The organism is Cryobacterium sp. M15, from assembly GCF_002929675.1.
GTDB lineage: Bacteria > Actinomycetota > Actinomycetes > Actinomycetales > Microbacteriaceae > Cryobacterium > Cryobacterium lyxosi.
Genome location: NZ_PJJW01000032.1, coordinates 43,686 through 69,745 on the forward strand (window position 1 = coordinate 43,686; position 26,060 = coordinate 69,745).

The 26,060-nt window shown below is 63.8% G+C and carries 23 protein-coding genes; 22 read left to right on the forward strand and 1 reads right to left on the reverse strand.

Translation table 11 applies throughout. The features are described 5' to 3' along the window. Positions 1 to 193 precede the first annotated feature (193 nt). Positions 194 to 526 carry an Rv2175c family DNA-binding protein gene (locus CXY83_RS04450; protein WP_369831124.1) on the forward strand — a complete coding sequence of 111 codons (333 nt, stop codon included), beginning with the start codon at positions 194 to 196 and terminating at the stop codon, positions 524 to 526. Between the two features lie 42 nt (positions 527 to 568). On the opposite strand, the gene CXY83_RS04455 is transcribed toward CXY83_RS04450, so the two are convergent. Beyond that, on the reverse strand, positions 569 to 1,699 hold the full coding sequence (locus tag CXY83_RS04455) for a polyprenyl synthetase family protein (protein ID WP_104196190.1): 1,131 nt from the start codon (positions 1,697 to 1,699) through the stop codon (positions 569 to 571). 105 nt (positions 1,700 to 1,804) lie between these two features. Here CXY83_RS04455 and CXY83_RS04460 point away from each other — a divergent pair, with 105 nt between their 5' ends. The 21 genes from CXY83_RS04460 to dnaE all read left to right on the forward strand — a co-directional run bounded on the left by CXY83_RS04460 (position 1,805) and on the right by dnaE (position 26,019). Continuing rightward, positions 1,805 to 2,182, forward strand: coding sequence for a DUF3040 domain-containing protein (locus CXY83_RS04460; protein WP_104128429.1), 378 nt, complete (start codon positions 1,805 to 1,807; stop codon positions 2,180 to 2,182). 278 nt (positions 2,183 to 2,460) lie between these two features. After that, entirely contained in the window at positions 2,461 to 2,892 is a 432-nt protein-coding gene (mraZ, locus tag CXY83_RS04465) for a division/cell wall cluster transcriptional repressor MraZ (protein ID WP_092110083.1), read from the forward strand. Between the two features lie 99 nt (positions 2,893 to 2,991). Continuing rightward, entirely contained in the window at positions 2,992 to 3,948 is a 957-nt protein-coding gene (rsmH, locus tag CXY83_RS04470) for a 16S rRNA (cytosine(1402)-N(4))-methyltransferase RsmH (RefSeq protein WP_104196191.1), read from the forward strand. Then, positions 3,945 to 4,508 carry a hypothetical protein gene (locus tag CXY83_RS04475; RefSeq protein ID WP_104196192.1) on the forward strand — a complete coding sequence of 188 codons (564 nt, stop codon included), beginning with the start codon at positions 3,945 to 3,947 and terminating at the stop codon, positions 4,506 to 4,508. Before rsmH ends, CXY83_RS04475 begins: the two co-directional genes overlap by 4 nt. Positions 4,509 to 4,535: 27 nt before the next feature. After that, positions 4,536 to 6,359, forward strand: coding sequence for a penicillin-binding protein 2 (locus CXY83_RS04480; protein WP_104196193.1), 1,824 nt, complete (start codon positions 4,536 to 4,538; stop codon positions 6,357 to 6,359). 15 nt (positions 6,360 to 6,374) lie between these two features. Further along, positions 6,375 to 7,919, forward strand: coding sequence for a Mur ligase family protein (locus CXY83_RS04485; protein WP_104196194.1), 1,545 nt, complete (start codon positions 6,375 to 6,377; stop codon positions 7,917 to 7,919). Next, complete coding sequence (gene murF, locus CXY83_RS04490; protein WP_104196195.1) at positions 7,920 to 9,329, forward strand: UDP-N-acetylmuramoyl-tripeptide--D-alanyl-D-alanine ligase; 1,410 nt, start codon at positions 7,920 to 7,922, stop codon at positions 9,327 to 9,329. Further along, entirely contained in the window at positions 9,326 to 10,417 is a 1,092-nt protein-coding gene (gene mraY, locus CXY83_RS04495; protein WP_104196196.1) for a phospho-N-acetylmuramoyl-pentapeptide-transferase, read from the forward strand. The genes murF and mraY overlap by 4 nt, the downstream gene beginning before the upstream one ends. Beyond that, positions 10,417 to 11,931 (forward strand): UDP-N-acetylmuramoyl-L-alanine--D-glutamate ligase, encoded by a 1,515-nt coding sequence (gene murD / locus CXY83_RS04500; protein ID WP_104196197.1) that lies wholly within the window; start codon positions 10,417 to 10,419, stop codon positions 11,929 to 11,931. Before mraY ends, murD begins: the two co-directional genes overlap by 1 nt. 5 nt (positions 11,932 to 11,936) lie before the next feature. After that, positions 11,937 to 13,259 (forward strand): putative lipid II flippase FtsW, encoded by a 1,323-nt coding sequence (gene ftsW / locus CXY83_RS04505; RefSeq protein ID WP_104196198.1) that lies wholly within the window; start codon positions 11,937 to 11,939, stop codon positions 13,257 to 13,259. Continuing rightward, entirely contained in the window at positions 13,256 to 14,329 is a 1,074-nt protein-coding gene (locus CXY83_RS04510) for a glycosyltransferase (RefSeq protein WP_104196199.1), read from the forward strand. The genes ftsW and CXY83_RS04510 overlap by 4 nt, the downstream gene beginning before the upstream one ends. Positions 14,330 to 14,403: 74 nt before the next feature. Continuing rightward, the gene (gene murC / locus CXY83_RS04515) at positions 14,404 to 15,825 is read left to right on the forward strand and encodes a UDP-N-acetylmuramate--L-alanine ligase (protein ID WP_104196200.1); all 1,422 of its coding nucleotides are present in this window, start codon (positions 14,404 to 14,406) and stop codon (positions 15,823 to 15,825) included. 334 nt (positions 15,826 to 16,159) lie between these two features. Further along, positions 16,160 to 17,005 (forward strand): FtsQ-type POTRA domain-containing protein, encoded by an 846-nt coding sequence (locus CXY83_RS04520; protein ID WP_233200584.1) that lies wholly within the window; start codon positions 16,160 to 16,162, stop codon positions 17,003 to 17,005. A 150-nt stretch (positions 17,006 to 17,155) separates the two neighbouring features. Then, positions 17,156 to 18,367 (forward strand): cell division protein FtsZ, encoded by a 1,212-nt coding sequence (ftsZ, locus tag CXY83_RS04525; RefSeq protein ID WP_104196201.1) that lies wholly within the window; start codon positions 17,156 to 17,158, stop codon positions 18,365 to 18,367. 98 nt (positions 18,368 to 18,465) lie between these two features. Then, complete coding sequence (locus CXY83_RS04530; RefSeq protein WP_104196202.1) at positions 18,466 to 19,194, forward strand: YggS family pyridoxal phosphate-dependent enzyme; 729 nt, start codon at positions 18,466 to 18,468, stop codon at positions 19,192 to 19,194. 32 nt (positions 19,195 to 19,226) lie between these two features. Next, positions 19,227 to 19,760 carry a cell division protein SepF gene (locus CXY83_RS04535; RefSeq protein WP_104196203.1) on the forward strand — a complete coding sequence of 178 codons (534 nt, stop codon included), beginning with the start codon at positions 19,227 to 19,229 and terminating at the stop codon, positions 19,758 to 19,760. An 8-nt stretch (positions 19,761 to 19,768) separates the two neighbouring features. Continuing rightward, positions 19,769 to 20,071, forward strand: a complete 303-nt coding sequence (locus tag CXY83_RS04540; RefSeq protein ID WP_233197860.1) for a YggT family protein — start codon at positions 19,769 to 19,771, stop codon at positions 20,069 to 20,071. A gap of 148 nt (positions 20,072 to 20,219) precedes the next feature. Next, positions 20,220 to 20,858, forward strand: a complete 639-nt coding sequence (locus CXY83_RS04545; RefSeq protein ID WP_104196204.1) for a DivIVA domain-containing protein — start codon at positions 20,220 to 20,222, stop codon at positions 20,856 to 20,858. Continuing rightward, positions 20,848 to 21,495, forward strand: a complete 648-nt coding sequence (gene lspA / locus CXY83_RS04550; protein WP_104196205.1) for a signal peptidase II — start codon at positions 20,848 to 20,850, stop codon at positions 21,493 to 21,495. The genes CXY83_RS04545 and lspA overlap by 11 nt, the downstream gene beginning before the upstream one ends. Further along, positions 21,492 to 22,442, forward strand: a complete 951-nt coding sequence (locus CXY83_RS04555; RefSeq protein WP_104196206.1) for an RluA family pseudouridine synthase — start codon at positions 21,492 to 21,494, stop codon at positions 22,440 to 22,442. Before lspA ends, CXY83_RS04555 begins: the two co-directional genes overlap by 4 nt. Positions 22,443 to 22,551: 109 nt before the next feature. Next, positions 22,552 to 26,019 (forward strand): DNA polymerase III subunit alpha, encoded by a 3,468-nt coding sequence (gene dnaE, locus CXY83_RS04560; protein ID WP_104196278.1) that lies wholly within the window; start codon positions 22,552 to 22,554, stop codon positions 26,017 to 26,019. The last annotated feature ends 41 nt before the right edge of the window (positions 26,020 to 26,060 follow it).

Sequence of the window (26,060 nt, forward strand, 5' to 3'; positions counted from 1 at the left end):
ATTGTGCGCACGCGCGTGATCCAGACAGCGGGTACAGCTTCGGGTCGAATGCAGCATTCCCCATAGCGAGGTTTTCACAATTATGAGAGGGAGTCAATTGACCAGGCGACCTGAGATGGCCCGTTCACGACTAAATAGTGCCGTGAAGTTTTGCCGCGGCCCCAAATCGTGGGAAGCTAAACGGGTGAGTGATGTGTCTTCAGAGCCCGAGTGGCTTACTATTCCTGCCCTAGTCAACCTGCTCGGAATGAGCCAGAGCCGCGTGCGGCACCTGATCGATGACAAATACCTCCTGGCCATCCGGCGCGACAACGTCGTGTCGGTTCCGGCACTGTTCCTGCGAGACGGCGCTCCCGTACCCGAGCTTCGCGGCACGCTGTTCGTGCTGGCCGACGACGGATTCACGGACATGCAGGCCATGACCTGGCTACTCGAGGTCGATGACAGCCTGGGGGTGCCGCCGATCGAAGCCCTCCGGGCCGGCCGCAAGGCCGAAGTGCGTCGGGTCGCCCAAGCCCTGGCTTAGACAGCGGTTCGATTCACCAGGCCGGCGTACTGCCGCTGCCGATCAAAACGCTCGACGCGTCACCCGATCGGTCAACTCCAGCAACTTCTGCCGAGCACGGGTGCCGATGGGCGCGCTGTGCAGAGCAGCCAGGGCCTCGGTAACCTGGGATTCGATGAGCGCCTCGACCCGGTCGACGGCGCCACTGGCTGTGATGAGCTGCTGCAGGGAACGAATCTGTGTGGCATCGAGCGTTGGGTCACCGAGCTGGGAATCGAGCGATGCTCGGTCGGTGGCAGTCAGGCGTTCCCGTGCCAGTGCGATCAACACCGTGCGCTTGCCCTCTGTCAGGTCGTCGCCGCTTGGCTTGCCGGTCACGGCGGCGTCGCCGAACACACCGAGCAGGTCGTCGCGCAGCTGGTACGCCATGCCCAGCGGCAGGCCGAATGCGCGCAGCGAGTTCAACTGAACGGTCGAGGCGCCCGCGAGCGCTGCACCGATCACGAGCGGTGCTTGAACGCTGTACTTCGCCGACTTGTAGACGATCACGCGCAGGGCCCGATCGAGGAGTTCCGCCTCCGGCTGGGCCAGCCAGGCGCGTTCCTCGAGAATGTCGAGGTATTGACCGGCCGTGACCTCGGTGCGCATGAAGTTGAACTCGAGCCTGGCACGCCGGGCGGAGGCCCGATCGGCGAGCTCCTCGAGCCCCTCGTCGAGGAGCTCATCGCTCCAGCCCAGCAGCAGGTCGCCGAGCAGAATGGCCGACGCCCGGCCATATGAGGCGGGGTCACCGGCCCAGCCCTCATGCTCGTGCAAGCGTTCGAATAATTTGTGGGCGCTCGGCGCACCTCGACGGGTATCGGAATTGTCGATGATGTCGTCGTGCACGAGCGCTGCCGCGTGAAAAATTTCGAGGGCACTGGCGGCTGACACGATTGCGCCCAACCCGGCCGGGGCTGTCAAGCCCGCTGTTGGCCTGACCTGTTCCGGGCCGGAATCAGGCGGTAAAACGCTCTGCGCCCCCCAGTAACAGAACTGCGCTCGGAACCGTTTTCCACCGCTGAGAAACTGCCGTGAGTAGTCGACGAGTGCAGTCAAATCGGAGCTGATCAGAGTCACAATTGGCTCGCGGGACATGAGGTACGCGTCGATGCGAGATTGAACCAAGTCGACCAGGCGTTTGCTTTCAGGCACACGTGTAGCCTAGCCATCCCGGCGGGGCTAGAATTAGGCTAGTCGAGCTTGCCCGGTGCGAATTTGTCAAACCACCCGCTCGATCCCGTAACTGGAGGGAATGAGATGCCGCTTTCGGAACAGGAGCAGCGACTCCTTGAAGAGATGGAGCGCAGCCTTTATCACAACGATGCCGACTTTGTCGCCAGCGTCGGAGTGTCCAGGCTTCGCCCGAACTATCGTTCTATCGCGCTCGGTGTGCTGCTCGCCGTAGCTGGCATCGTCGCCCTCATCGCCGGCGTCGCCATTGCGCAGCTCTGGCTCGGCATCCTCGGCTTCGTCATCATGTTCGGCGGCGTTCTCATCGCCGTGACTCCCGGCCGGGCCATTCGTTCGGTGCCCGGACCGTCGTCACCCGGTCGTCGCCCGGCCCAAGCCAAGTCCAACCAGGGCTTCATGGATCGGTTGAATGACCGTTGGGACCGACGGCAAGACGGGCAGTAATCTCAACCGACTCCAGCCCTCCACCGCGCTCCGAAAGTTCAAGAACTCGCAGTTGGGAAGGGCCGATCATCTGATCGGCCCTTTTTTTGTGCCCAAAAAGGCCCTGTCAGCATGCGTTCCTGACCATGCTGCTCCATTTTCCTCCACCGTTACTCGTCAACGATTTGCTGTGCACGGGACGCTTTTTTGAGAAAAGATCTCAAAAAAACTTAGGTCAGTGGATGAAGGTGGAGTAAAGTGGAGTCACACCTGAATCTGGCCGGAAGAAAGGGGTGCGCGTGTTTCTTGGCACCTACGCCCCCCGGCTCGACGAAAAAGGTCGCATCATTCTTCCCGCGAAGTTTCGGGATGAACTCTCCACCGGTGTGGTGATGACGCGGGGACAGGAACACTGCATCTACGTGTTCAGCACCCGCGAATTCGAAACGCTGCATGACAAAATCCGCCAGGCACCCGTCACGAGCAAGCAGGCTCGGGACTACCTCCGGGTGTTTTTGTCGGGCGCGAGCTCGGAAACACCGGATAAACAAAACCGCGTCACCATCCCCGGCAACCTCCGCAGTTATGCGGGACTCGACCGGGAATTGACCGTCATCGGTGCTGGCAGCCGAGTCGAGATTTGGGACAGCGAAGCGTGGGCCACGTACCTCGCCGAGCAGGAAACCTCGTACGCCAACACGACGGAGGAGGTGATTCCGGGACTCTTCTAGCCCCTGGCGCCTGACTCCCCGCCGTTTTTGCCCTGACACACTTCCCCCGTGCCAGGTCGAAATGGAGGGGAATCAGGCTTCACGGACTAGCCCGGCATTATGGCTAGCAACGAAATTCACACCCCGGTACTGCTCGAACGCTGTGTTGCGCTGCTTGCCCCGGCGCTCACAAAACCCGGCGCCGTTCTCGTCGACGCAACACTCGGCATGGGGGGCCACGCCGAGGCGATCCTGGCGCGTTTCCCTGAACTGACCCTGGTTGGACTAGACCGCGACACCGAAGCCCTCGCCATCGCCGAGGAACGCCTCAAGGCCTTCGCCGGCCGGGTGCACCTGGTGCACACCGTCTATGACGGTATCGGCGAAGCCCTCGATAGCCTCGGCATCAGTGAGGTTGCAGGCGTGCTCTTCGACCTTGGTGTCTCCAGCTTGCAGATCGATCGCGTCGAACGTGGTTTCTCCTATTCAAAAGATGCCCCGCTCGACATGCGCATGGACGGCACAGCTGGCCTGACCGCTGAGAGCATCCTCGCCGATTACAGCGAACGCGATCTCAAACGTATCTTCCAGGACTACGGCGAAGAGAAACTTTCCGCCCGCTACGCCAAGGCCATCGTCGAAGCCCGCGAAACGACTCCCTTCGTTCGGTCAGCGCAACTGGTCGACGTCATCACCAAGGCCACCCCGGTCGCCGTCCAGCGCCTCGGTCACCCCGCCAAGCGTGTGTTCCAGGCGCTGCGCATCGAGGTCAACTCGGAACTGGCCGTACTGGAACGGGCCATTCCGGCCGCGCTCGACCGCGTGCAAGTCGGCGGCCGCATCGTTGTCATGGCCTACCAGTCGCTCGAGGACCGCATCGTCAAGCGGGCCTTCGCCGCGGCATCCGGCTCGACAGCGCCCGCCGGTCTTCCCGTGGAACTGCCCGAACACAAACCACTCTTCACCCTTTTGCTGCGTGGCGCTGAACTGGCCTCCGACGAAGAAAAAGCATTCAACCCCCGCGCGACGCCGGTTCGACTGCGCGCCGCTGAACGATTGAGAAGGGCCGCCGCATGAGCGACAACCTGGCACGCGTGTCATTTTCAATCGAACGCGAACCCTACGCGGCGCCGGCACGGCGTGGGTTTCGTCTGGTCTCAGCGGCTCCGAATCGCCGCACGCGCCCGCGCATCTTCTATGCTCTCACCGCGGTGGCCGGCATGGCAGCCATCATCGTGGCCCAGCTGTTGCTCAGTGTCGGCATCTCCCAGGGTGCCTATGAAATCTCCAGCCTGCAGTCGAGCCAGTCCGAGCTCGGCCGCACGGCCGCCAGTGTGAGTGAAGACCTCGTACGGGTCTCCTCCCCGCAGAGCCTTGCTGCCAATGCCGAGGGCCTGGGTATGGTCAGCAATTCCAACCCCGTCTACCTCCGTTTGTCCGACGGGGCCGTTTTGGGCGCTCCCGCCTCAGCGTCGGGCTCGCAGGCCGGAGCGGCCAGTCTTGTTCCCAACTCCCTGTTGGCTGGCAGTACCCCGCTCTCTGCGCTTCCGGAGGACACGACGGGGACGGGCGAAACCCTGGCGATCACGAGCGCACCGGTAGTTCCGGCGGGACTCGCGGCGCCCACTACCCGATAGTTTCCCCGAGTCGACAATGATGGGCAGATGAGCGTGCGCAACAGCAGTGCCCGACAGACCGGAGCCCGAACCAACCCGACCAATTCCCGGTCCAGCCGTCGACGCACTTTCTTCACCCTCGTCGTGCTGTTCGCCGTGATCGGCGTGTTCCTGGTGCGGCTCGTCGATATCCAGGTGGTGCAGGCTGATTCGCTCACCGCCGACTCCGTGGGAAACCGCTCGGTGGGCCAGGTCGTCTATGGCTCGCGGGGTGAGATCGTCGACGCCAACGGCGTCGTGCTGGCGGGGACGGTCATGCGCTACAACATCACCATGTCCCCGGTGAACGCAACGCCTTTCAAACGTACCGTCGACGGCAAGAAGGTTGTCATCTCGGTGGCTGAGGCCGCCGCCGAAATCGGCGCGGCAACCGGTCAAACCGGTGACGCCATCCTGCTGACCATTGGGGCCGCCCTCGAAGCCAACGCCAAGGCGAATTTCGCCTATATCGCCCAGAAAGTCGATGTCGACGTGCTGCGGGCCGTACAGGAACTGCACATTCCCTGGACCTATTCGGAGAACAGCCCGAGCCGGGTGTACCCGAACGGGGCCGTCGCCGGCAACATGCTCGGTTACCTGTCGGGGGAGGGCGTGCCGCAGGCCGGCCTCGAATCCGGACAGAACACCTGCCTGGCCTCGACCAACGGCTCAGAAACCTACGAGAAGGGTGCCGATGGCGTGCGCATCCCCGGCAGCAGCGTCACGAGTACCGAGGCCGTCGATGGCGGCGACGTCATCACCACCATCGACTCCGATCTCAACTGGTTCGTGCAGCAGACCCTCGCCGCGCGGGCGCAGGAGACCGGGGCAGCGTGGGCGACCGCGGTCGTGCAGGATGTCAAGACCGGCAAGCTCCTTGCCGTGGCCGACTATCCCTCGGTCGACCCGAACAACGTCGGCGGAACCAAGAACCCGGAAGATCGCGGCTCCCGCGCCTTCACCCAGTCCTTCGAACCGGGCTCGACCTTCAAGGCGCTCACTATGGCATCCGTTCTCGACGCCGGGGCGGCCACCCTCGAGACCGGGATCGTCGCGCCCTACCGGTACCTGCCGGCCAACGGTGCCAACATCAACGACAGCCACGCGCACCCGGATCAGCACATGACCCTCACCGGCGTGCTGATTGACTCAAGCAACACCGGCATGTCCAAGTTCGGTGAGAAACTCACCGACCAGCAACGGTACGACTACATGACAGCGTTCGGCGTTGGCACGCCCACCGAGACCGGCTTTCCCCGAGAAGATGGCGGCATTCTGCATCCGGTCGCCGAGTGGGACAACCAGACCAGCTATGCCACGATGTTCGGGCAGGGCCTCACGACGACCGCGCTGCAGGTCGCGAGCATCTATCAAACCATCGCCAACGACGGCGTGCGCATGCCGGTGCAGCTGGTCGAGGGCTGCCGGCAGGCCGACGGCACCATGGCCAACGTGCCAGACCAGGTCGGCACGCGGGTGCTGTCGGAGAAGGCAGCCCAGGACACCAGCGACGTGCTCGAAATGGTGTATCAGAAAAGTTGGGTGCAGAGTAAGTGGAACATTCCCGGCTATCGGGTCGCCGCCAAGACCGGAACCGCGCAGATGCCGGATGGCCAGGGTGGGTACTCCAACGGGTATCTGGTATCGGTGTCGGGCTATGCTCCGGCCGACGATCCGCAGTATGTCGTCTCGGTCAGCATCGCCGACCCTGTTAAACTGAATACATCTGCCGCACCGGCTCCGGTCTTCCAGGAGATCATGAGTCAGGTGTTGAAAAAGTACCGGGCGGTTCCCTCAGGCGCGACTGCGCCTGACCTCCCTTCCACCTGGTAAGAAAGCGAGCCCTGCGTGTCTGAACCGGCGCCGTCGGCTCTCCGTCCCGAGCATCCCGTTCCGCGGTCGTTGTCGGGATTGGTTGCCGAATTTGATCTAGAACTGCGTGGAGACATCGATGGTCTCGAAGTCACCGGAGTGAGCTTGAGCTCGAGCTCGGTGCAACCCGGCGACCTCTATGTCGGCGTTCCCGGCGCGCACCTGCACGGCGCGACCTTCGCTGCTGCGGCCGCCGAGGCGGGGGCGGTGGCCATTTTGACCGACGAGGCCGGAGGGGTGCTCGCTGCAGCCAGCGGTCTGCCGGTTTTGGTCACACCGGATGCCCGCGCCGCGCTGGGCGCCGTCGCGGCCTGGATTTATCGCACCGATGACAATCCGGCGACCCTGTTCGCGGTCACCGGCACCAACGGCAAGACCAGCGTCGTCTACCTGTTGTTCGGCATTCTGAACCAACTTGGCGTCGTCTCCGGGCTCACCTCGACTGCCGAACGCCGTATCGGCGATCTAGCCGTCACGAGTTCCCTGACCACGCCCGAGGCCAGCGAACTGCACGCCTTACTAGCCCGTATGAACGAGGCCGAGGTACGTGCCGTCGGCATCGAGGTTTCGGCGCAAGCCCTCAGTCGCTACCGGGTAGACGGTCTCGTCTTCGATATCGCTGCGTTCACCAACCTCAGCCACGACCACCTCGACGACTACCCGGCGATGGATGACTACTTCCAGGCGAAGCTGGAGCTGTTCCAGCCCGACCGGTCGCACCGAGGTGTCGTCACCGTCGACACCGAGTGGGGGCGGCGCCTCGCCGACGAATGTCGCATCCCGGTGACGACCATCAGCAACCTGGCCGACGTCGACGCCGACTGGCACATGAGCGTTGTGGGGGAGTCCGCCACGCATACCGACTTCGTGCTCGAGGGCCGGGGCGGCCGTCGCCTGCAGACCCGGGTACCGCTGCTCGGCTGGTACATGGCCGCCAACGCTGCGCTGGCCATCGTCATGCTCGTGGAAAGCGGATTCGACCTCGGCGCCATCCAGCACACACTGAACCGCGACGGTGGCATTGTCGCGTTCATCCCCGGCCGCGCGGAGCGCATCTCCGGTGATCGCGGGCCGCTGGTCTATATCGATTATGGGCACAGCCCCGATGCCTTCCTCAATACGCTCGCGGCCTTGCGCAAATTCACGCCGGGTAAACTCATTATGCTGTTCGGCGCCGACGGCGACCGCGACACCACCAAACGCGCCGATATGGGCCGGATCGCCGCCGAGGGCAGCGATATCGTGGTGGTGACCGACTTTCATCCGCGGTTTGAAGATGCCGCGAGCATCCGTGCTGTTTTGTTGAAAGCAGCGCGCGAAGCCGTGCCAGACGGCGAGTTCTACGAAGTGGCCAACCCACGTGCGGCATTCCGCACGGCGCTGTCACTCGCACACGAAGGAGACACCATTCTGTACGCCGGCCCAGGCCACGAGGACTACCACGAGGTACAAGGCGTGAAACTGCCGTATTCGGCCCGGGATGACTCCCGCCAGGCGCTGCGCGATGCGGGGTGGCTGTAAATGATCGCCCTCTCCCTGGCCGATATCAGCCAGGTCGTCAACGGTGCGCTGCACCTCGCCGGCGCCTCCTCGGCCACTGACCTCGTTGACGGTTCGGTGCAGACCGACTCCCGGCTGGTCGAACCCGGCTCCATCTTCATCAGCAAGCCCGGCGCGGTCACCGACGGACACCTGTTCGCGCCCGCCGCCGCAGCCTCGGGGGCCGCGCTGCTCATCGTGGAACGGCTGCTCGACCTGCCGGTCACTCAGATCGTCGTGGCCGACGCCGTTGCAGCGCTCGGCGCCCTGGCCTCCGCCGTTGTCGCCAGGGTGCGCTCCGCCGGGAACCTCAAGATCGTTGCCGTCACCGGTTCCAACGGCAAAACCACCACCAAGAACCTGCTGCGCAGCATGTTCGAGCGGGTCGGCGTCACCGTCGCCCCGCAGGGCTCTTTCAACAACCAGGTCGGGGCACCGATGACGATGCTCGAGGTCACCGACGACACCCGTTTTCTGGTGATCGAGATGGGCGCCAGTAGCGAGGGCGCCATCGCGAACCTTGTGCGCCTGGTACGACCCGATGTGGGCATCGTGCTCACCATCGGTCTCGCCCACGCCGGTGAATTCGGCGATCTTGACGCCACCGTGCGGGCCAAGTCCGCGATGGTCACCGACCTGCTTCCAACGGATGTCGCGGTGCTGAACGCCGACGACCCGCGCGTCGCGCAGATGGCCGCGATCACCCCGGCGCGCATCGTGCGATTCGGCGAGTATGGCCAGGTCGACGTGCGTGCAAGCGACCTGCACTCCGGTCGCACGGGAACGACGTTCACCCTGCACCTCGCCGACGGGCAGAGCGCCCCGGTCGTGTTCCCGGTGCTCGGTGAGCACCACGTCATGAATGCCCTCGCTGCGGCGGCCGCCGCCGAGGTACTCGGGGTGTCGCTTGGTGATATCGTCGCCGCGCTGCAAGCCACCACACGGGCCGAACGCTGGCGCATGGAGGTGCTCGGCGGTAAGGACAACGTCACGATCATCAATGACGCCTATAACGCGAGCCCCGACTCGATGAGCGCAGCGCTCAAGACGCTTGCCCAGATCGCTACTCCCGGCTGCCGAACCATCGCGGTGCTCGGCGAGATGGCCGAACTCGGCGAACTGGCCGGTGAAGAGCACGATCGCATCGGGCTACTCGCTGTGCGACTGAACATCTCCCAGATGATAGTGGTGGGCCAGCGAGCCCGCCGAATGCATATCAGCACGATCAACGAGGGTTCGTGGGACGGCGAGTCGGTCTATGTCGACACGCCGGACGAAGCCTTCGAACTGGTGCGCAGCAACGTGAATCCGGGGGACACCGTGCTCGTGAAGTCATCCAACTCAGCGGGTCTGCGATTTCTCGGTGATCGACTGGGAGACTTGTTCTCGTGAGAGTTCTGCTGCTGTCCGGAGCGTTTTCGCTAGCGTTCACGCTGTTTCTGACGCCGCTGTTCATTCGATTGTTCAAGAAGCTCGGCTGGGGCCAGTTCATTCGAGACGACGGCCCCAAGAGTCACCACGCCAAGCGCGGTACCGCCACCATGGGTGGAATCATCATCATTCTGGGCGTACTGATCAGCTATTTCACGGCCATGCTGATCGAGCAACGACCATTCACCCCGTCACCGTTGCTCGTCTTGTTCATGATGGTGGGCCTCGGGCTGGTTGGTTTTCTCGACGACTTTCTGAAGACCCGCCACCAGCGCAGCCTGGGGCTCGGTGGCTGGTCCAAGGTTCTCGGGCAGGTCATCGTCGCCGGGGCTTTCGGCGTTCTGTCGCTGCAATTCGTCGACCGCAACGGCCAGACACCCGCTTCGACGAGCATTTCATTCATTCGTGACCTACCCCTCGACTTCATGAAACTGGGCACGTTCATCGGCATCGCCGTGTTCCTGCTCTGGATCTGCCTGATCGTGGCCGCGACCTCGAACGGCGTCAACGTCGCTGACGGCCTCGATGGCCTCGCTACGGGGGCATCCACTTTCGCCATTGGGTCCTTTGTGGTGATCGGCTTCTGGCAGTCCAACCAGAGCTGCTTCGGAGGATCAGATGCCGCTGACCAATACAAGTGCTATCTCGGTCCCGATTCCTTTGACCTGGCCATCGTCGCGGCGACTATCGTCGGTGGCCTGATCGGTTTTCTCTGGTGGAATACCTCGCCGGCCAAGATCTTTCTGGGCGATACCGGTTCGCTCGCCCTCGGCGGGGCGCTGGCCGCCCTCGCGATTCTCAGCCGCACCGAATTGCTCCTCGTACTCATCGGCGGCCTGTTCGTGATGGAAGCCGGATCGGTGATCGTGCAGCGTGCCTACTTTAAAATCACCCACGGTAAACGCATCTTCCTGATGAGTCCGATCCATCACCACTTCGAGCTCAAGGGTTGGGCCGAAGTCACGGTCGTCGTGCGATTCTGGATCATCGGTGGCCTGCTCGTCGCGGCCGGTGTCGGCTCGTTCTACCTCGAGTGGTTGTCGCGCTAATGGGTGATGTCAATCTGTTTAGAAACAACCGACTCGACGAACTCACCAGCTGGCACGCTGACTGGAACGGGCTGCGCGTGGCCGTACTCGGACTCGGCGTGACCGGTTTTGCCGCCGCTGACACCCTCGCTGAACTCGGCGCCGACGTGCTCGTGCTGGCGTCAACCGGGCCCGACGAACGATTCGACCTGCTCACGGTGCTCGGAGTGCCGTACGTGCAGGCTGACCTGCGGGAGGTGCCTGCTGAACTGACAGCACAGAGGCCGGACGTGATCATCGTGTCGCCCGGCTTCCATCCCGATCACCCGCTGCTCATCTGGGCGGCGGAGAACCAGGTTCCCGTCTGGGGTGACATCGAACTCGCCTGGCGGCTGCGCGACAAGGTCGGCGTTCCCGCCGAGTGGATACTCGTCACCGGCACCAACGGCAAGACCACCACCGTGCAGCTCACCGCCACCATGCTCGCCGCCCACGGCAGCCGCGTCGCCCCCTGCGGCAACATCGGCGTGCCCGTGCTCGATGCCATTCGCGATCCCGCCGGCTGGGATGTGCTCGTCGTCGAACTGTCCAGCTACCAGTTGCACCACCTGCCGCAGAGCGGTCCGGGCGCCCTGGCCCCCTGGGCAAGTCTCTGCCTCAATGTCGCTGACGACCACCTGGACTGGCATGGTTCGGCGGCCGCATACCGCGCGGCAAAAGCCAAGGTGTACCTGAACACCGCGGCTGCCTGCGTCTACAACACAGCGGATGCTGCCACCCGGCAAATGGTTCAGGAAGCCGACGTGCAAGATGGTGCCCGGGCGATCGGTTTCGGCCTGGGCGTGCCGGGGCCGAGCGAATTGGGCATCGTCGACGGCATCGTCTGCGACCGGGCCTTCCTTCCGGACCGGTTCGAACGTGCCCTTGAACTGACCACCGTTCCCGACCTCGTCGCGGCCGGCCTCGGCGCCCCGCACGTGATCATGGACGTGCTCGCCGCGAGCGCGCTGGCCCGGTCGTACGGCGTACTGCCGGCCACCATCCACACGGCACTGGAGACCTTCCATCTCGACGCGCACCGCATCGAGACCGTGGCCATTGGGGACGGCGTGGAATGGGTCGACGATTCCAAGGCGACTAATCCGCACGCCGCCGATGCCTCCCTGGCCGCTTATGAGTCGGTCGTCTGGCTCGTCGGCGGGCTGCTCAAGGGGGTCGACATCGATCAGCTCGTGCACAAGCACGTGGGTCGCCTGCGCGGCGCGATCATCATCGGCGTCGATCGCCTGGCATTACGCCAGGCATTCGCGCGACACGCCCCTGACCTGACCGTGTTCGAGATCGACCCGGACGACACTGTATCGAACGGGAACGAACAGGTGATGACGGTGGCGGTGCGGCTCGCTGCCGGGATCGCCAGGACCGGAGACACGGTGCTGCTTGCACCGGCTGCCGCGTCGATGGACCAGTTCGAGAGTTATGTCGAACGCGGCCGGCTTTTCAATCAGGCAGTACACGATCTTCTAGGCAGGTGACGCGGATGGTTCAGGTGCCGCGTAACCCCGCATCACGCACCACGTCACGCCCGGCCGTCCACACCGTGCCTGCTTCCGGGCGCCAGACGCTGGCATCCGCCCAACCGACAAAGCCGGAAACGCCGGGAGGACCCCAAGTTCGCATCAACCTCGGTCGGGTGTTCAAAGCTGAGGGTGGCAACTACTTTCTACTGCTGGGCACCACGCTGTTTCTGGTCATCTTCGGCCTCATCATGGTGCTGTCGTCGTCGTCGGTCGACTCCTTCCTGGCTGACATGGGTTTCTTCGGCGGGCTGCTGCGTCAGGGGATGTTCGCGCTGATCGGCATTCCACTCATGCTCGTCGTCAGCCGGCTGCCGCTCGCGTTCTGGCGGCGCGTGGCCTGGCCGTCGCTGTTGATCACCTGTTTCTTTCAATTTCTGGTGGTGGCCACCGGACTCGGCCGCGGCACCGGAGGCAACACCAACTGGCTGAACATCTTCGGTATCCAGTTTCAGCCGTCTGAGGGTATCAAGGTGGCACTGGTCATCTGGCTCGGCATGATCCTGTCGAAAAAACAACACCAACTCGACGACTGGAAGCACGTGTTCATTCCCGTGTTCGGGGTCGGCGGCGGGGCAGTGCTGCTCGTCATGATGGGCGGTGACCTCGGAACCGCCATGATCATGGCCGGCATACTTTTCGGCGCACTGTTCTTCGCTGGCGTCAAACTGCGGCTGCTCGCCGTGCCGCTTTTGATCGGTGTCGGTGGCGCTATCGTGCTGGCCATTGTGAGCCCCAACCGCATGACCCGCATCACGAGCTTTCTCAACGAGAGTTGTACGCAACTGAGTGGGGAGATCTCCAACAGCTGCTGGCAGCCGCTGCACGGCACCTGGGCGCTGGCCAACGGTGGAATCCTCGGCGTAGGCCTCGGCAACTCCAAGGCCAAATGGTCGTGGCTGCCGGCGGCCGACAACGACTATATCTTCGCCATCATCGGCGAAGAGCTGGGCCTGATCGGTTGCATCGTCGTGCTGGGCATGTTCATTCTGTTGGCCTTCGCCTTCCTCCGCATCATGCGTTCGGTCACGACCGTGCAGGCCAAGGTTTCCGTCGCCGCCACCATGGTCTGGATCATCGGCCAGGCCTTCGTCAATATCGGCGTGGTGCTCGGGGTGTTTCCCGTGTTGGGCGTACCGCTGCCGCTCATCTCGGCCGGTGGCACGGCCCTGCTCACGACCCTCGTAGCGATCGGTATTGTGCTCTCTTTCGCGCGTGGCGACCGCTCGAGCGAAGCACAGAACGATTTCCACGACACCGACTTCATCGAGGCGCACCGGGCATGACCACGTACCTTCTGGCGGGCGGCGGAACCGCCGGCCACGTCAACCCCCTACTCGCCGTCGCCGACCGCATCCGCGCCACTGAAGCGGATGCCACGGTGCTGGTTCTCGGCACCGCTGAAGGCCTCGAATCCCGCCTGGTCCCGGCCCGCGGCTACGAACTCATCGTCGTTGCCCGGGTGCCGTTTCCGCGCCGCCCGAATCGAGCCGCCATGCGTTTTCTACCGCGGTTCAATGCGGCCGTGCGAACGGTGACCGACGTGATCCGTTCGCGCCGGGTCGACGTGGTCGTCGGCTTCGGGGGTTACGTTTCGACACCGGCATACCTCGCGGCCCGCCGTGCCGGCGTGCCGATCGTTATTCACGAGGCCAACGCCAGGCCGGGGCTGGCCAACAAGCTCGGGGCGCGCTTGACCCGGCACGTCGGCGTCGCGTTCGCCGGTACCCCGATTCGGCACGCCCGGTTCGTGGGCATGCCGCTGAGACCGGAGATCGAACGACTCGACCGGACGAAGGCCCGGCCCGACGCTCTCGCGTTCTTCGGTCTCGTCCAAGAACGCCCCGTGCTGCTCGTCACCGGCGGGTCACTCGGTGCCCGCAAGCTCAACGCCACCATGGTCGCTGCAGCGCGGGACCTCGTCGCGGCGGGCTGGCAAGTACTGCACATTACCGGGTCGAAGGCCGAGGTCACCGACCCACAGCTGCCGAACTACCACTTGCTCGAATACTGCGACCGCATGGATCTCGCCCTTGCGGCGGCTGATTTTGCCGTAACCCGGGCGGGAGCTGCCACCGTGAGCGAATTGTGTGCGCTCGGGATTCCGGCCGTATACGTGCCATACCCGGTCGGCAATGGCGAACAGCGTTTCAACGCTGCACCGGTGCTGGCGGCCGGTGGCGGCATTCTGATCGATGATAAGGACTTCGTGCCGGCTTTTGTTCAGGCTGAGCTGGTGACCCTGTTGGGCGACCGGGCGCACGTGGCGGCTATGGCGCGGGCGGCGGCATCCGTGGGCGCGCTCGACGGAACGATCCAGATGGTCGACCTGATTCACGAGGCGCTCACGACCTGAACGTCGGTGGGCACGCGTAACGTAGTGCCCGCACAAACTGTTTTTTTAGCTTCAATCGAGAAGAGCGCACCACGGTGATCAAACCAGACCTCAACCTGACTATTCCCGACACGCTCGGAAGTGTGCACTTCGTGGGCATCGGCGGATCCGGCATGAGTGGCATCGCTCGGCTGTTTCTGGATCGGGGCTATACGGTCACTGGGTCGGACGCGAAGGATTCATCGAACATGCAGGCCCTGCGTGAACTCGGTGCGACCGTGTACATCGGGCATGATGCCGCCAACGTCGGAACCGCCGATTCCCTCGTCGTCACCGGCGCCCTCTGGCAGGACAACCCCGAATACGTGCTCGCAAATGAACGCGGCCTGCCGGTGCTGCACCGCGCCCAGGCCCTGGCCTGGCTTATCCGCCAGCACCGCCTGGTATCGGTCGCCGGCGCACACGGCAAGACCACCTCCACCGGCATGATCGTCACCGGACTGCTCGGCCTCGGCCAGGACCCCAGCTTCGTCAACGGGGGCGTGATCGAATCGCTCGGGGTGAGCTCCGCGAGCGGCGCCGATGACCTGTTCGTGGTCGAAGCCGACGAATCCGACGGTTCGTTTCTGCTGTACCACACGGCGGTCGCCCTGATTACGAACGTCGACCCCGACCACCTCGACCACTACGGCTCGCTCGAAGCTTTTGAGGCCGCCTTCGTCGAATTCAGCCGCGCTGCCAGCGAACTGGTCGTCATCTCCTCCGATGACATCGGCGCGGTGAGGGTCACCGCGGCCATTACGGCCGGCCTGAATAAAGCGGATGCCGCCGCCCGCGTCGTCACGTTCGGCCAGCACCGCGATTCCACAGTACGCGTGCATTCCATCACCACTGCCGGGCCGGTCAGTTTCAGCGTCTCCTGGGAGGGAGCGGATTACAGCGCCACCCTGCGCATCCCGGGCAAACACAACGCCATCAACGCCGCCGGCGCGTTCGCCGTGCTGGTCGGTCTCGGTTTCGACCCCGCCGCCAGCCTCGACGCGATCGCCGGCTTCGGCGGCACCCAGCGCCGGTTCGAACTGCACGGCACGGTCGGCGGCGTCAGCGTCTATGACGACTATGCCCACCACCCGACCGAGGTCGCTGCCGCTCTCGCCGCGGCCCGTACGGTGGTCGGTGAGGGCCGCATCATCGCCGTGCACCAGCCGCACCTGTACAGCCGCACCCGCCTGTTCGCGCGGGAATTCGCCGAGACCCTTGAGACCTTCGCCGACCAGACCATCGTGCTCGGCGTCTACGGCGCCCGCGAAGATCCAGAACCCGGTGTCACCGGCGCCCTCGTCTCCGACCGGTTCCGCGACCCCTCGCACGTTGCCTACGTGCCCGACTGGCAGGATGCGGCCGACTACCTCGCCGGTATCGCCCGCGACGGTGACTTCGTCGTGACCCTCGGCTGCGGAGACGTCAACCGCATCGTGCCCCAGCTGCTCGCCGCGCTCGAAAAAGTACGCGGATGAGGCGGCGGTGAAGCGACCGGCCAGCTTCGATCGGTCGGGCGAGCCGACTTCCGAGCCGGTTCGCCCGGCCGCTCCTGCCTCGAAACGGCGTGCGGACTCGCCCCGGGCCAAACCGAAACCGACGCCCACGCCCACGGATTCTCACGCGGCTCCAGCGCCTTCGCGGGTGCCCAGGAAGAAACCTTCCTCGTCGACAGCGCAGAAGGCTGCGCGTGCCGGGGGTGGCGCTGCACAAAAAAGTTCGCCAAAACCGTTCAGTGCGTCCGACACGACGACAGAACCGATCGTTCTCGCTGGGGGACGGGCGTCCGCTTCGCTGATCACAGCCGCGCCCGTGTCGGTTCTGATGCCGGCTGCGCCGGCGGCTTCGGAGCAGGCAGGTGGGGTCCAGGAGCCCTCTGGCGACACTGCGGGTGCCCGTGCGGCCCGGTCGTTGCTGCGGGCGGCCCAGCGCGCCCGCAAACGGTTCGAACGGGCCGAAGTGCGGCGGTTCACCGGGCGCACACGTCGTCGGCGCACTGCGTGGATTCTCGGTGTCGGTTCGATTCTTCTTGCCTTCACGCTCATCATCGGCGCCGCCTACTCACCCCTGATGGCTCTGCGCACGATAGAGGTCGTCGGGACGAGCCGCATTCCGGCGGGGGAGGTGTCGGCAGCGCTTTCCGAGGAGCTCGGAACCCCGCTGCCCCTGATCGACAGCAACCTGATCAAGCGTGAGTTGTCACAGTTCGCCTTGATTCAGAGCTACGTCACCGAGAGTCGCCCACCGGGCACACTCGTGGTGCGCATCGTCGAACGGGTACCGGTGGGTGTGCTTGCCGGTCCGACCGGATTCGACCTGGTCGACGCCGCCGGGGTGGTCATTGAAACGTCGCCGGAGCGCACGGCAGGCTACCCGCTCATTGACGCGCCGGACGGAATCACCAGTGCCGGATTCAAGGCCGCCGCCGCGGTCCTCGCAGCCCTGCCCGAAAGTATCCGTACCCAGTTGGACGCGGTGACTGCCGTTACCACCGACGATGTCACACTGAGCCTGCTCGGTGGTGAGCGGGTGGTCTGGGGCAGCCCGGAAAAATCCGGCTACAAAGCCATCGTGCTCGCCGCCCTACTGATCGGCCACCCCGCCGGCACGGTCAATGAGTACGACGTGTCGTCGCCCGACAGCGCGGTGTTGCGCTAGATCGCAACGGATTCTGCCCGTTCTTCGCGACACGCGGGCGAGCCTCCCCAGTGACGCGTCGCACCCGCATACTTTCGTAAACAGGAATTGCATACTCAGCATAACTTTAAACTTCGACTAGAGGTTTAGGGTTCCACCCGGAGGCCGGACGTGTCAAACAATCAAAATTATCTAGCCGTCATCAAGGTTGTCGGTATCGGCGGTGGCGGTGTCAACGCCGTCAACCGCATGATCGAATTGGGCCTCCGCGGTGTCGAGTTCATCGCCATCAATACGGATGCCCAGGCTCTGCTCATGAGCGATGCCGACGTCAAGCTCGATGTCGGTCGCGACCTCACCCGCGGGCTCGGTGCCGGCGCTGACCCTGAGGTGGGTCGCCGCGCCGCCGAGGATCACGCCGAGGAGATCGAGGAAGCCCTCGCCGGGGCCGACATGGTCTTCGTCACCGCTGGAGAGGGTGGTGGCACCGGAACCGGTGGCGCCCCCGTCGTGGCCCGCATCGCCAAGTCCATCGGCGCGCTCACCATCGGTGTCGTCACCAAGCCATTCGGCTTCGAGGGCAAGCGCCGCCAGGCCCAGGCCGAGACCGGTGTTGCCTCGCTCAAGAACGAGGTCGACACCCTTATCGTCGTGCCCAACGATCGCCTGCTCGAAATCAGCGACCGCGGCATCAGCATGCTCGAGGCCTTCGCGACCGCTGACCAGGTGCTCTTGGCTGGCGTGCAGGGAATCACCGACCTGATCACCACCCCCGGGCTGATCAACCTCGACTTCGCCGACGTCAAGTCGGTCATGCAGGGCGCCGGCTCGGCCCTTATGGGCATCGGCTCGGCCCGCGGAGCCGACCGTGCGATCAAGGCGGCTGAACTCGCCGTCGCGTCGCCCCTGCTCGAAGCCTCGATCGACGGCGCTCACGGCGTACTCCTGTCGATCCAGGGCGGATCCAACCTGGGAATCTTCGAGATCAACGATGCGGCCCGCCTCGTGCAGGAAGCTGTGCACCCCGAAGCCAACATCATCTTCGGTGCCGTCATCGATGACACCCTGGGCGACGAGGTACGGGTCACCGTGATCGCTGCCGGCTTTGACGGTGGCGAGCCCGGCGCCAAAGCGGTCGAGGTTCGGCGTGCCGACCTGGTGGCCGCTGGAATTGCGGCCGGTGCCGGGTCAGCAACGGCCGGTGCGGCAGCATCCGCCGGCAGCGCCACGAAAGTCCCGGCGACCGAGTCCAGCAGCTACAGCGATGGCGAGCTCGCGGCGTCCGTCTGGGGCGGCTCTGACGCTGGTAACGGCGTGACCGTTGCCGACCCGGCCTTTGAAGAAGAGGTCGACGACCTGGACATCCCCGACTTCCTCAAGTAAGTCGATGACAGGCAATCCCGGAGCCGATCAGGTCGCATCGGCTTCGGGATGTACCCTGATCACCAAACGAATCGACCACACGCAACGGACAGAACACTATGAGCCTGGCATTTCCCAACGGGGTTTCCTCCGAACCGGCAGCTGACGCGTCGGCACCGAGCGATTTGGCAACCCGTCTGGAAACCGTGCGCGTCGGTGTCGCCGATGCGGCCCGAACAGCGGGCCGCGATCCGGCCGACATCGCCACGATCGTCGTGACCAAGTTTCACCCCATTTCACTGATCGAAGAGCTCTACGCCCTCGGTATGCGCAACATGGGCGAGAACCGGCACCAGGAGGCGCAGTCCAAGGCCGCGTCGCTGGCCGATCTCGACCTCGTTTGGCATTTTGTCGGGCAGGTGCAGGGAAAGAAGGCGCGCCAGGTGCGGGCCTACGCCAACGTTATCCACTCGGTTGATCGGGAGTCTCTCGTGACCGCACTGGCCTCGGAAGAATCGACTATCGACTGCTTCATCCAGGTAAATTTGACGGATGACGCGGCGCGCGGAGGCGTGGATCCCGCACATCTGTCGGCCCTCGTAGACAGCGCTCTCATGGTTCCCGGCGTGCGCCTGCTCGGGCTCATGGCCGTCGCTCCCTTGGGGCAGGAGCCGCGTCGTGCTTTCGCCTACGTTCGCGAGCTCAGCGAACAGATCCGTCAGCAGGTGCCCACGGCCACCGCGTTGTCTATGGGCATGAGCCAGGACTACGCGGCTGCCGTGCTCGAAGGGGCGACACACCTAAGAATTGGCACGGCAATCACCGGCAATCGCCCGGTGCTCAGTTAATCTCGAAGTAGCAAACCAACACGGAGGTCGACATGTCCAACCCGCTCAAGAAAACCATGGTTTACCTGGGTCTGGCAGACGAAGAGCTGGAGTACCAGGCGCCCGCCAGCGCCCAGAGTGCTGCCGCCAGCAACCACGTGAGTGCGGTGCCTGCACGCGGGCACGACAACGCGCCGTACGGTAACGCCGCACCCTCCAACGCGGCCCAGAACTCTGCCGGTCGTGCACCGGTCACCCCGCTGCGTAAGACTTCGACCCCCCAGAATGTGGCTGCGTCTGATATGAATGAAATTCTCACGGTTCACCCGCGCGCCTACAAAGACGCCCAGGTCATCGCCGAATCCTTCCGTGAAGGCATTCCCGTCATCATCAATCTGTCGCAGATGAGCGATGGTGATGCTCGCCGCCTGATCGACTTCGCCAGTGGCTTGTCGCAGGGCCTCTACGGCAAGATCGAGCGTGTCACGGCCAAGGTCTTTTTGCTCTCGCCGTCCCACGTCGTCGTCTCCGGCGACAGCACCACCGAAGAGGGCGCTGAGGATAGCTCCTTCTTCGCGCAAGGCTAGACTTAAGTGTGACTGGTCTATCGATTCTGGGGAATCTTCTCTACTTCCTGTTCTTCATGTACTTCCTCGTGCTCTGGGGTCGGTTTATCATTGACCTCGTGCGCGGTGTCAACCGGTCTTGGCGTCCGCAGGGCTTCCTGCTCGTGCTCGTCGAATTCGTCTACACGCTGACGGACCCGCCAGTACGTTTCTTTCGTCGTCTGGTCCCGCCGCTGCGCATCGGGCCGATCGCGCTGGATTTCGGCTTCACGCTGACGATGCTTTGCTGCATCGTCGGCATGACCGTGGCAGGAATAATACAACGCGCCTAGTGGGGCATGTATCCTTGACGGATGACTGGTTCGCCCTGAGCCTGCACTCGCTCGACGGAAGCCCGTAGTCAATCCAACACTTGAGGCACCCATCGCCTCAAGTCAGTCAAATGTTCACAATTAACATAAGTTTTGAGGGTGGAAAGCCATGGCGCTAACTCCGGAAGATGTAGTCAACAAAAGGTTCCAGTCGACCAAGTTCCGTGAGGGATACGACCAGGACGAGGTCGATGACTTTCTCGACGAGGTTGTCGTCGAACTGCGTCGCCTCACCAAGGAAAACGAGGAACTGCGCGCTCAGGTCGGAGGGGACGCTGCCTCCGTGGCCGAGTCCGCTCCGCTCGCTGCCGCGTCGTCCGAACCCGTTGTCGTCACACCCGTTGTCGTCGAACCCGTCGCCGCTCCGGTTGCCGCAGTCGCCGCGACGCCGATCGACGAGACGGCCGGAACGACCAACCTGCTACAGCTGGCTCGCCGCCTGCACGAGGAGCACGTCAAGGAGGGCGCTGAAAAGCGCGACGCCCTGATAGCTGAAGGCCACGCCACTGCGGCGCGTGTCATCGCCGAGGCAGAGACCCAGCAGCGCGTTCAGCTGCAGAAGCTCGACCAGGAGCGTTCGACGCTCGAAGGCAAAATTGACGAGCTGCGCACGTTCGAGCGTGAGTACCGCCTGAAGCTCAAGAACTACATCGAGGGTCAGCTGCACGACCTCGACGCGAGCTCGGTCGGCTCTGCGGCTGACGCTGGAAACGCGCCGAAGCCCAGCTTCCAGGGCTTTGGAGCCTAGCGCCCGAACGAAGAAGCGTTCGCGAGCGCTCATCGTTCTAGCCCTCGTCGCGCTGGGCGTTTACGCGCTTGATCAATCCAGTAAGTATCTCGTCGTCGCTTCGATGACCGAGGGTTCCGTCATCCGGGTTCTGAACGATGCGCTGCAAATGCATTTCGTTCGGAACCCGGGGGCGGCATTCTCCCTCGCGAGCGGGTCTACCTGGATCTTCTCCATCATCGCTGCCGCCGTCGTAGTGTTCATTCTGTGGTTCGCCCGGCGCATCCGCTCATTCGCCTGGGGTCTCGTTTTCGGGCTGCTCCTCGGCGGAGTGCTGGGCAACCTGACCGACCGGCTGCTGCGCGAACCCGGCTTCGGGGTTGGGCACGTCGTCGATTTCATCTCGACACCGTGGTTGTTGCCGGCGATCTACAACGTCGCCGACATGGCCATCGTGAGCAGCATGGTCATCTTCATGATTCTGACCATTCGCGGTATCGGCCTCGACGGCAATAAGGTCGTGGCCGTCAGCAAGACCGCCACCCCAACACTGAAACAAACGGATGCTGTGACCCCCGATTCCATGACCCGCGAATCAGTTGACCCCGATTCGACGACCAGTGACCGGCCAAACCCCGGGGCCGAGGCTCGGCCATGACCGGTTCCCACGACCTGTCCAGCGCCCCGGAGCGGCGATCGCTGCCCCTGCCAGACGGGCTGGAAGGCGTACGCGTTGACGCCGGTCTGGCCAAGCTATTCGGATTCTCCCGCGGCTTCGCTGCCGAGGTGTCCGAGGCGGGCGGCGTCGTGCTCGACGGCGCCATCGTCGGCAAATCGGATCGCCTCCGGGCGGGCAGCTGGATCGAAGTCACCTGGCAACCCAAGCAACCGGTGCGCATCATCCCTATTGCCGTTCCCGACCTCACGGTCGTGCACGACGATGAGAGCATCGTCGTCATCAACAAGCCGGCCGGCGTGGCCGCCCACCCGAGCGTCGGATGGACCGGCCCAACCGTTCCGGGCGCCCTGGCGGCGGCGGGGTATCGCATCGCGACGTCCGGCGCTGCCGAACGGGCAGGCATCGTGCACCGCCTCGACGTCGGTACCAGCGGGCTCATGGTCGTTGCCAAGTCGGAGACGGCCTATGTCGCCCTCAAAAAGGCGTTCCACGACCGCGAGGTGGACAAGATCTACCACGCGGTCGTACAGGGCCACCCCGACCCGCTCGCCGGCACCATCGACGCGCCCATCGGGCGCCACCCGCGGTCCGACTGGAAGTTCGCGGTACGGGCTGACGGTAAGTCTTCGATCACCCACTACGAGACCCTCGAAGCCTTCCCTTCGGCCTCCCTGCTCGAGGTGCACCTGGAGACCGGTCGCACCCACCAGATCCGTGTACACATGACGGCGCAGCGGCATCCGTGTGTCGGCGACGCCATGTACGGCGCCGATCCGTCGATCACCGCCCGACTCGGACTCAAGCGCCAGTGGCTCCACGCCAAACAGCTGGCTTTCACCCATCCGGACAGTCACGAATGGGTCACCTACAACGCCGATTACCCGGCTGACCTCTCGCATGCCCTCTCGGTGCTGCGCGGAGACTGACCGGCCGACTCGTCCCTAACCGTTTCATCAACTCGTCGGAGTCTTTGTGAGTAACCCGGTCAGTGCCACCGAAAATTTTGTGCACCTTCACGTGCACAGCGAATACTCAATGCTCGACGGTGCAGCCCGCGTGAAACCCTTGATCAAGGCCGCTGTTGAGCAGGGGATGCCTGCGGTGGCGATCACCGACCACGGTAACGTGTTCGGCGCGTTCGACTTCTGGAAGAGCGCGACCGACGCCGGTATCAAACCGATCATCGGCACCGAGGCGTACATCACCCCCGGTACCGACCGCCGTGACAAGACCCGGGTGCGCTGGGGAACGAGTGGCCAGAACCGCGACGACGTCGGTGGCGCCGGCTCGTACACCCACATGACCTTGCTCTCCGAGAACACTGCGGGAATGCACAACCTGTTCCGGCTCTCTTCGAAAGCCAGCCTCGAGGGGTACTACTTCAAACCGCGCATGGATCGCGAGCTGCTGAGCCAGTACTCCACGGGTCTGATCGGAACCACCGGCTGTGTCGGTGGGGAGGTACAGACCCGCCTCCGGCTCGGCCAGTACGCAGAGGCCAAGAAGGCAGCCGGAGATTTTCAGGACATCTTCGGCAAGGAGAACTTCTTCTGCGAGATCATGGATCACGGCATCGATATCGAGCGCCGAACCATGACCGACCTGCTCAAGCTCGCCAAGGAGCTGGACCTGCCCCTGCTGGCCAGCAACGACCTGCATTACACCCACGCTCACGACGCTACCGCCCACGCCGCGCTGCTCTGCGTGCAGTCGGCATCGACCCTCGACGACCCGAATCGGTTCAAGTTCGACTCCAGCGAGTTCTACCTCAAAACGGCCGCTCAAATGCGGCACCTGTTTCGTGACCACCCGGAAGCCTGCGACAACACACTGCTCATCGCCGAGCGCTGTGAGGTGGAATTCAACACCAAAGCCAACTACATGCCCCGTTTTCCCTGCCCGGAGGGTGAGAACGAGGAAAGCTGGTTCATTAAAGAAAACGAGATCGGGCTGGCCAAACGTTACCCGAAGGGCATCCCGGCAGACGTGCGGAAGCGCGCCGACTACGAAGTCGGGATCATCGTACAGATGGGGTTCCCCGGTTACTTTCTCGTCGTCGCCGACTTCATCATGTGGTCCAAGCAGCAGGGCATCCGCGTCGGCCCCGGTCGTGGTTCCGGTGCGGGCTCGATGGTCGCCTACGCGATGGGCATCACCGACCTCGACCCGCTCGTGCACGGGCTCATCTTCGAACGGTTTTTGAATCCCGACCGCGTCTCCATGCCCGACTTCGATGTCGACTTCGACGAGCGTCGTCGCGGTGAAGTCATCAAGTACGTCACCGAGAAATACGGCGAGGAACGCGTTGCCCAGATCGTCACCTATGGCACGATCAAGGCCAAACAGGCCCTGAAAGATGCCTCTCGCGTACTCGGCTTTCCGTTCGGCATGGGCGACAAACTCACCAAAGCCATGCCGCCGGCGATCATGGGCAAAGACGTGCCTCTCACCGGCATGTTCGATAAGGACCACCCGCGCTACCGGGAAGCGGCGGACTTTCGTGCGGTGATCGAAAGCGACCCCGAAGCCCGTACGGTCTTCGACACCGCCCTCGGCCTGGAGAACCTGAAGCGCCAGTGGGGCGTGCACGCCGCCGGCGTGATCATGTCCAGCGACCCCCTGATCGACATTATTCCGATCATGAAGCGTGAAGCGGATGGTCAGGTCGTCACGCAGTTCGACTACCCGGCTTCCGAAGCCCTCGGACTGATCAAGATGGACTTTCTGGGGCTGCGCAACCTCACCATCATCGATGACACCCTCGACAACATCGCGGTGAACCGCGGCCATCGGCCCGTACTCGAAGACCTCGGGCTTGAAGACCCCGCCGCCTACGAACTGCTCGCACGCGGAGACACCCTCGGTGTCTTCCAGCTCGACGGCGGCCCCATGCGAGCGCTGCTGCGGCTCATGAAGCCCGACAACTTCGAAGACATCTCGGCGGTCATCGCCCTGTATCGCCCGGGGCCCATGGGCGCCAACTCGCACACCAACTACGCGTTGCGCAAGACCGGTGTGCAGGAGATCATTCCCATCCACAAGGAGCTCGAAGAGCCCCTCAAAGAGGTCATCGGTACCACCTACGGTCTGATCGTGTACCAGGAGCAGGTCATGTCCATCGCGCAGGTGCTCGCGGGCTTCACGCTCGGTGAAGCCGACCTGCTGCGCCGCGCTATGGGTAAGAAGAAGAAGTCTGAGCTGGACAAGCAGTTCGAGGGCTTCTCAAAAGGCATGCAGGACCGTGGTTACTCCATGGATGCTGTGACCACGGTCTGGAACATCCTGCTGCCCTTTTCCGACTACGCCTTCAACAAGGCGCACTCCGCTGCGTACGGGGTGCTCTCCTACTGGACCGCGTACCTCAAAGCCGTCTACCCGGCGGAGTACATGGCGGCGCTGCTCACGAGCGTTGGCGACTCCCGCGACAAGCTTGCGCTCTACCTCAATGAGTGCCGCCGCATGGGGATCCAGGTGCTGGCGCCCGACGTGAACGAGTCGATCGGGTTTTTCGCGGCCGTGGGCACGGACATCCGTTTCGGCCTGGGTGCTGTGCGCAACGTCGGTTTCAACGTGGTCGAGGCTATTCGCAGCGCCCGCGAGGAAAAAGGCCGCTTCGATTCCTTCCACGACTTTTTGCGCAAGGTGCCGCTGCCCGTCGCTAACAAGCGCACGATCGAATCGCTGGTCAAGGCCGGGGCATTCGATTCGCTCGGCGCGACCCGGCGCGGCATGGTTGAGATTCACGAATCGGCCGTGGAGTCCGCCGTCAAGATCAAGCGGGAGGAGAGCAACGGCAATATCGGGTTCGACTTCGACAGCCTCTTCGACGAACCGCAGGACACCGAGCAGGTGCCTGACCGGCCCGAGTGGAGCAAGAAAGAGAAGCTCGCCTACGAACGGGACATGCTGGGGCTGTACGTGTCTGACCATCCGCTCGCCGGGCTGGAAATTCCTCTTGCCAAACACGCCAGCACGACCATCGCCGACCTGATCGCGTCAGAATCGACCGAAGACGGCGACACAGTGACCGTGGCCGGCCTGATCACGAGCGTGCAGCACCGTATCGCCAAGAAATCGGGCAACCAGTACGGCATGATCCAGGTCGAAGACTTCGGCGGTGAAATCACCGCGATGTTCATGGGCAAGGCCTACCTCGAATTCGCACCCGAGTTGGTCAGCGACTCGGTCGTCGTGGTGCGCGGCCGCGTGAGCCTGCGCGATGACGGCATGAACCTGCACGCGTTCAGTGTTTTCCAACCGGAGCTCGGCCAGGGCTCAGACCAGAGCCTGGTCTCGATCACGGTAGGGGAGGCCCGCGCGACCACCGATACTGTCGGTGCGCTCGGCGAGATCCTCCAGCGACACAGTGGAGATGCCGAGGTACGGTTGAAACTGGTCAAGGGCGATGTGGCTCGGGTGTTCGAACTGCCGCACCGTGTGAAGGTGAGCGCTGACCTGTTCGGCGAGCTCAAGAGCATCCTCGGCCCGAACTGCCTGACCTGATGAGCGGCGCACGCGCTGCAGAAGACTGACAGCGGGCCAGC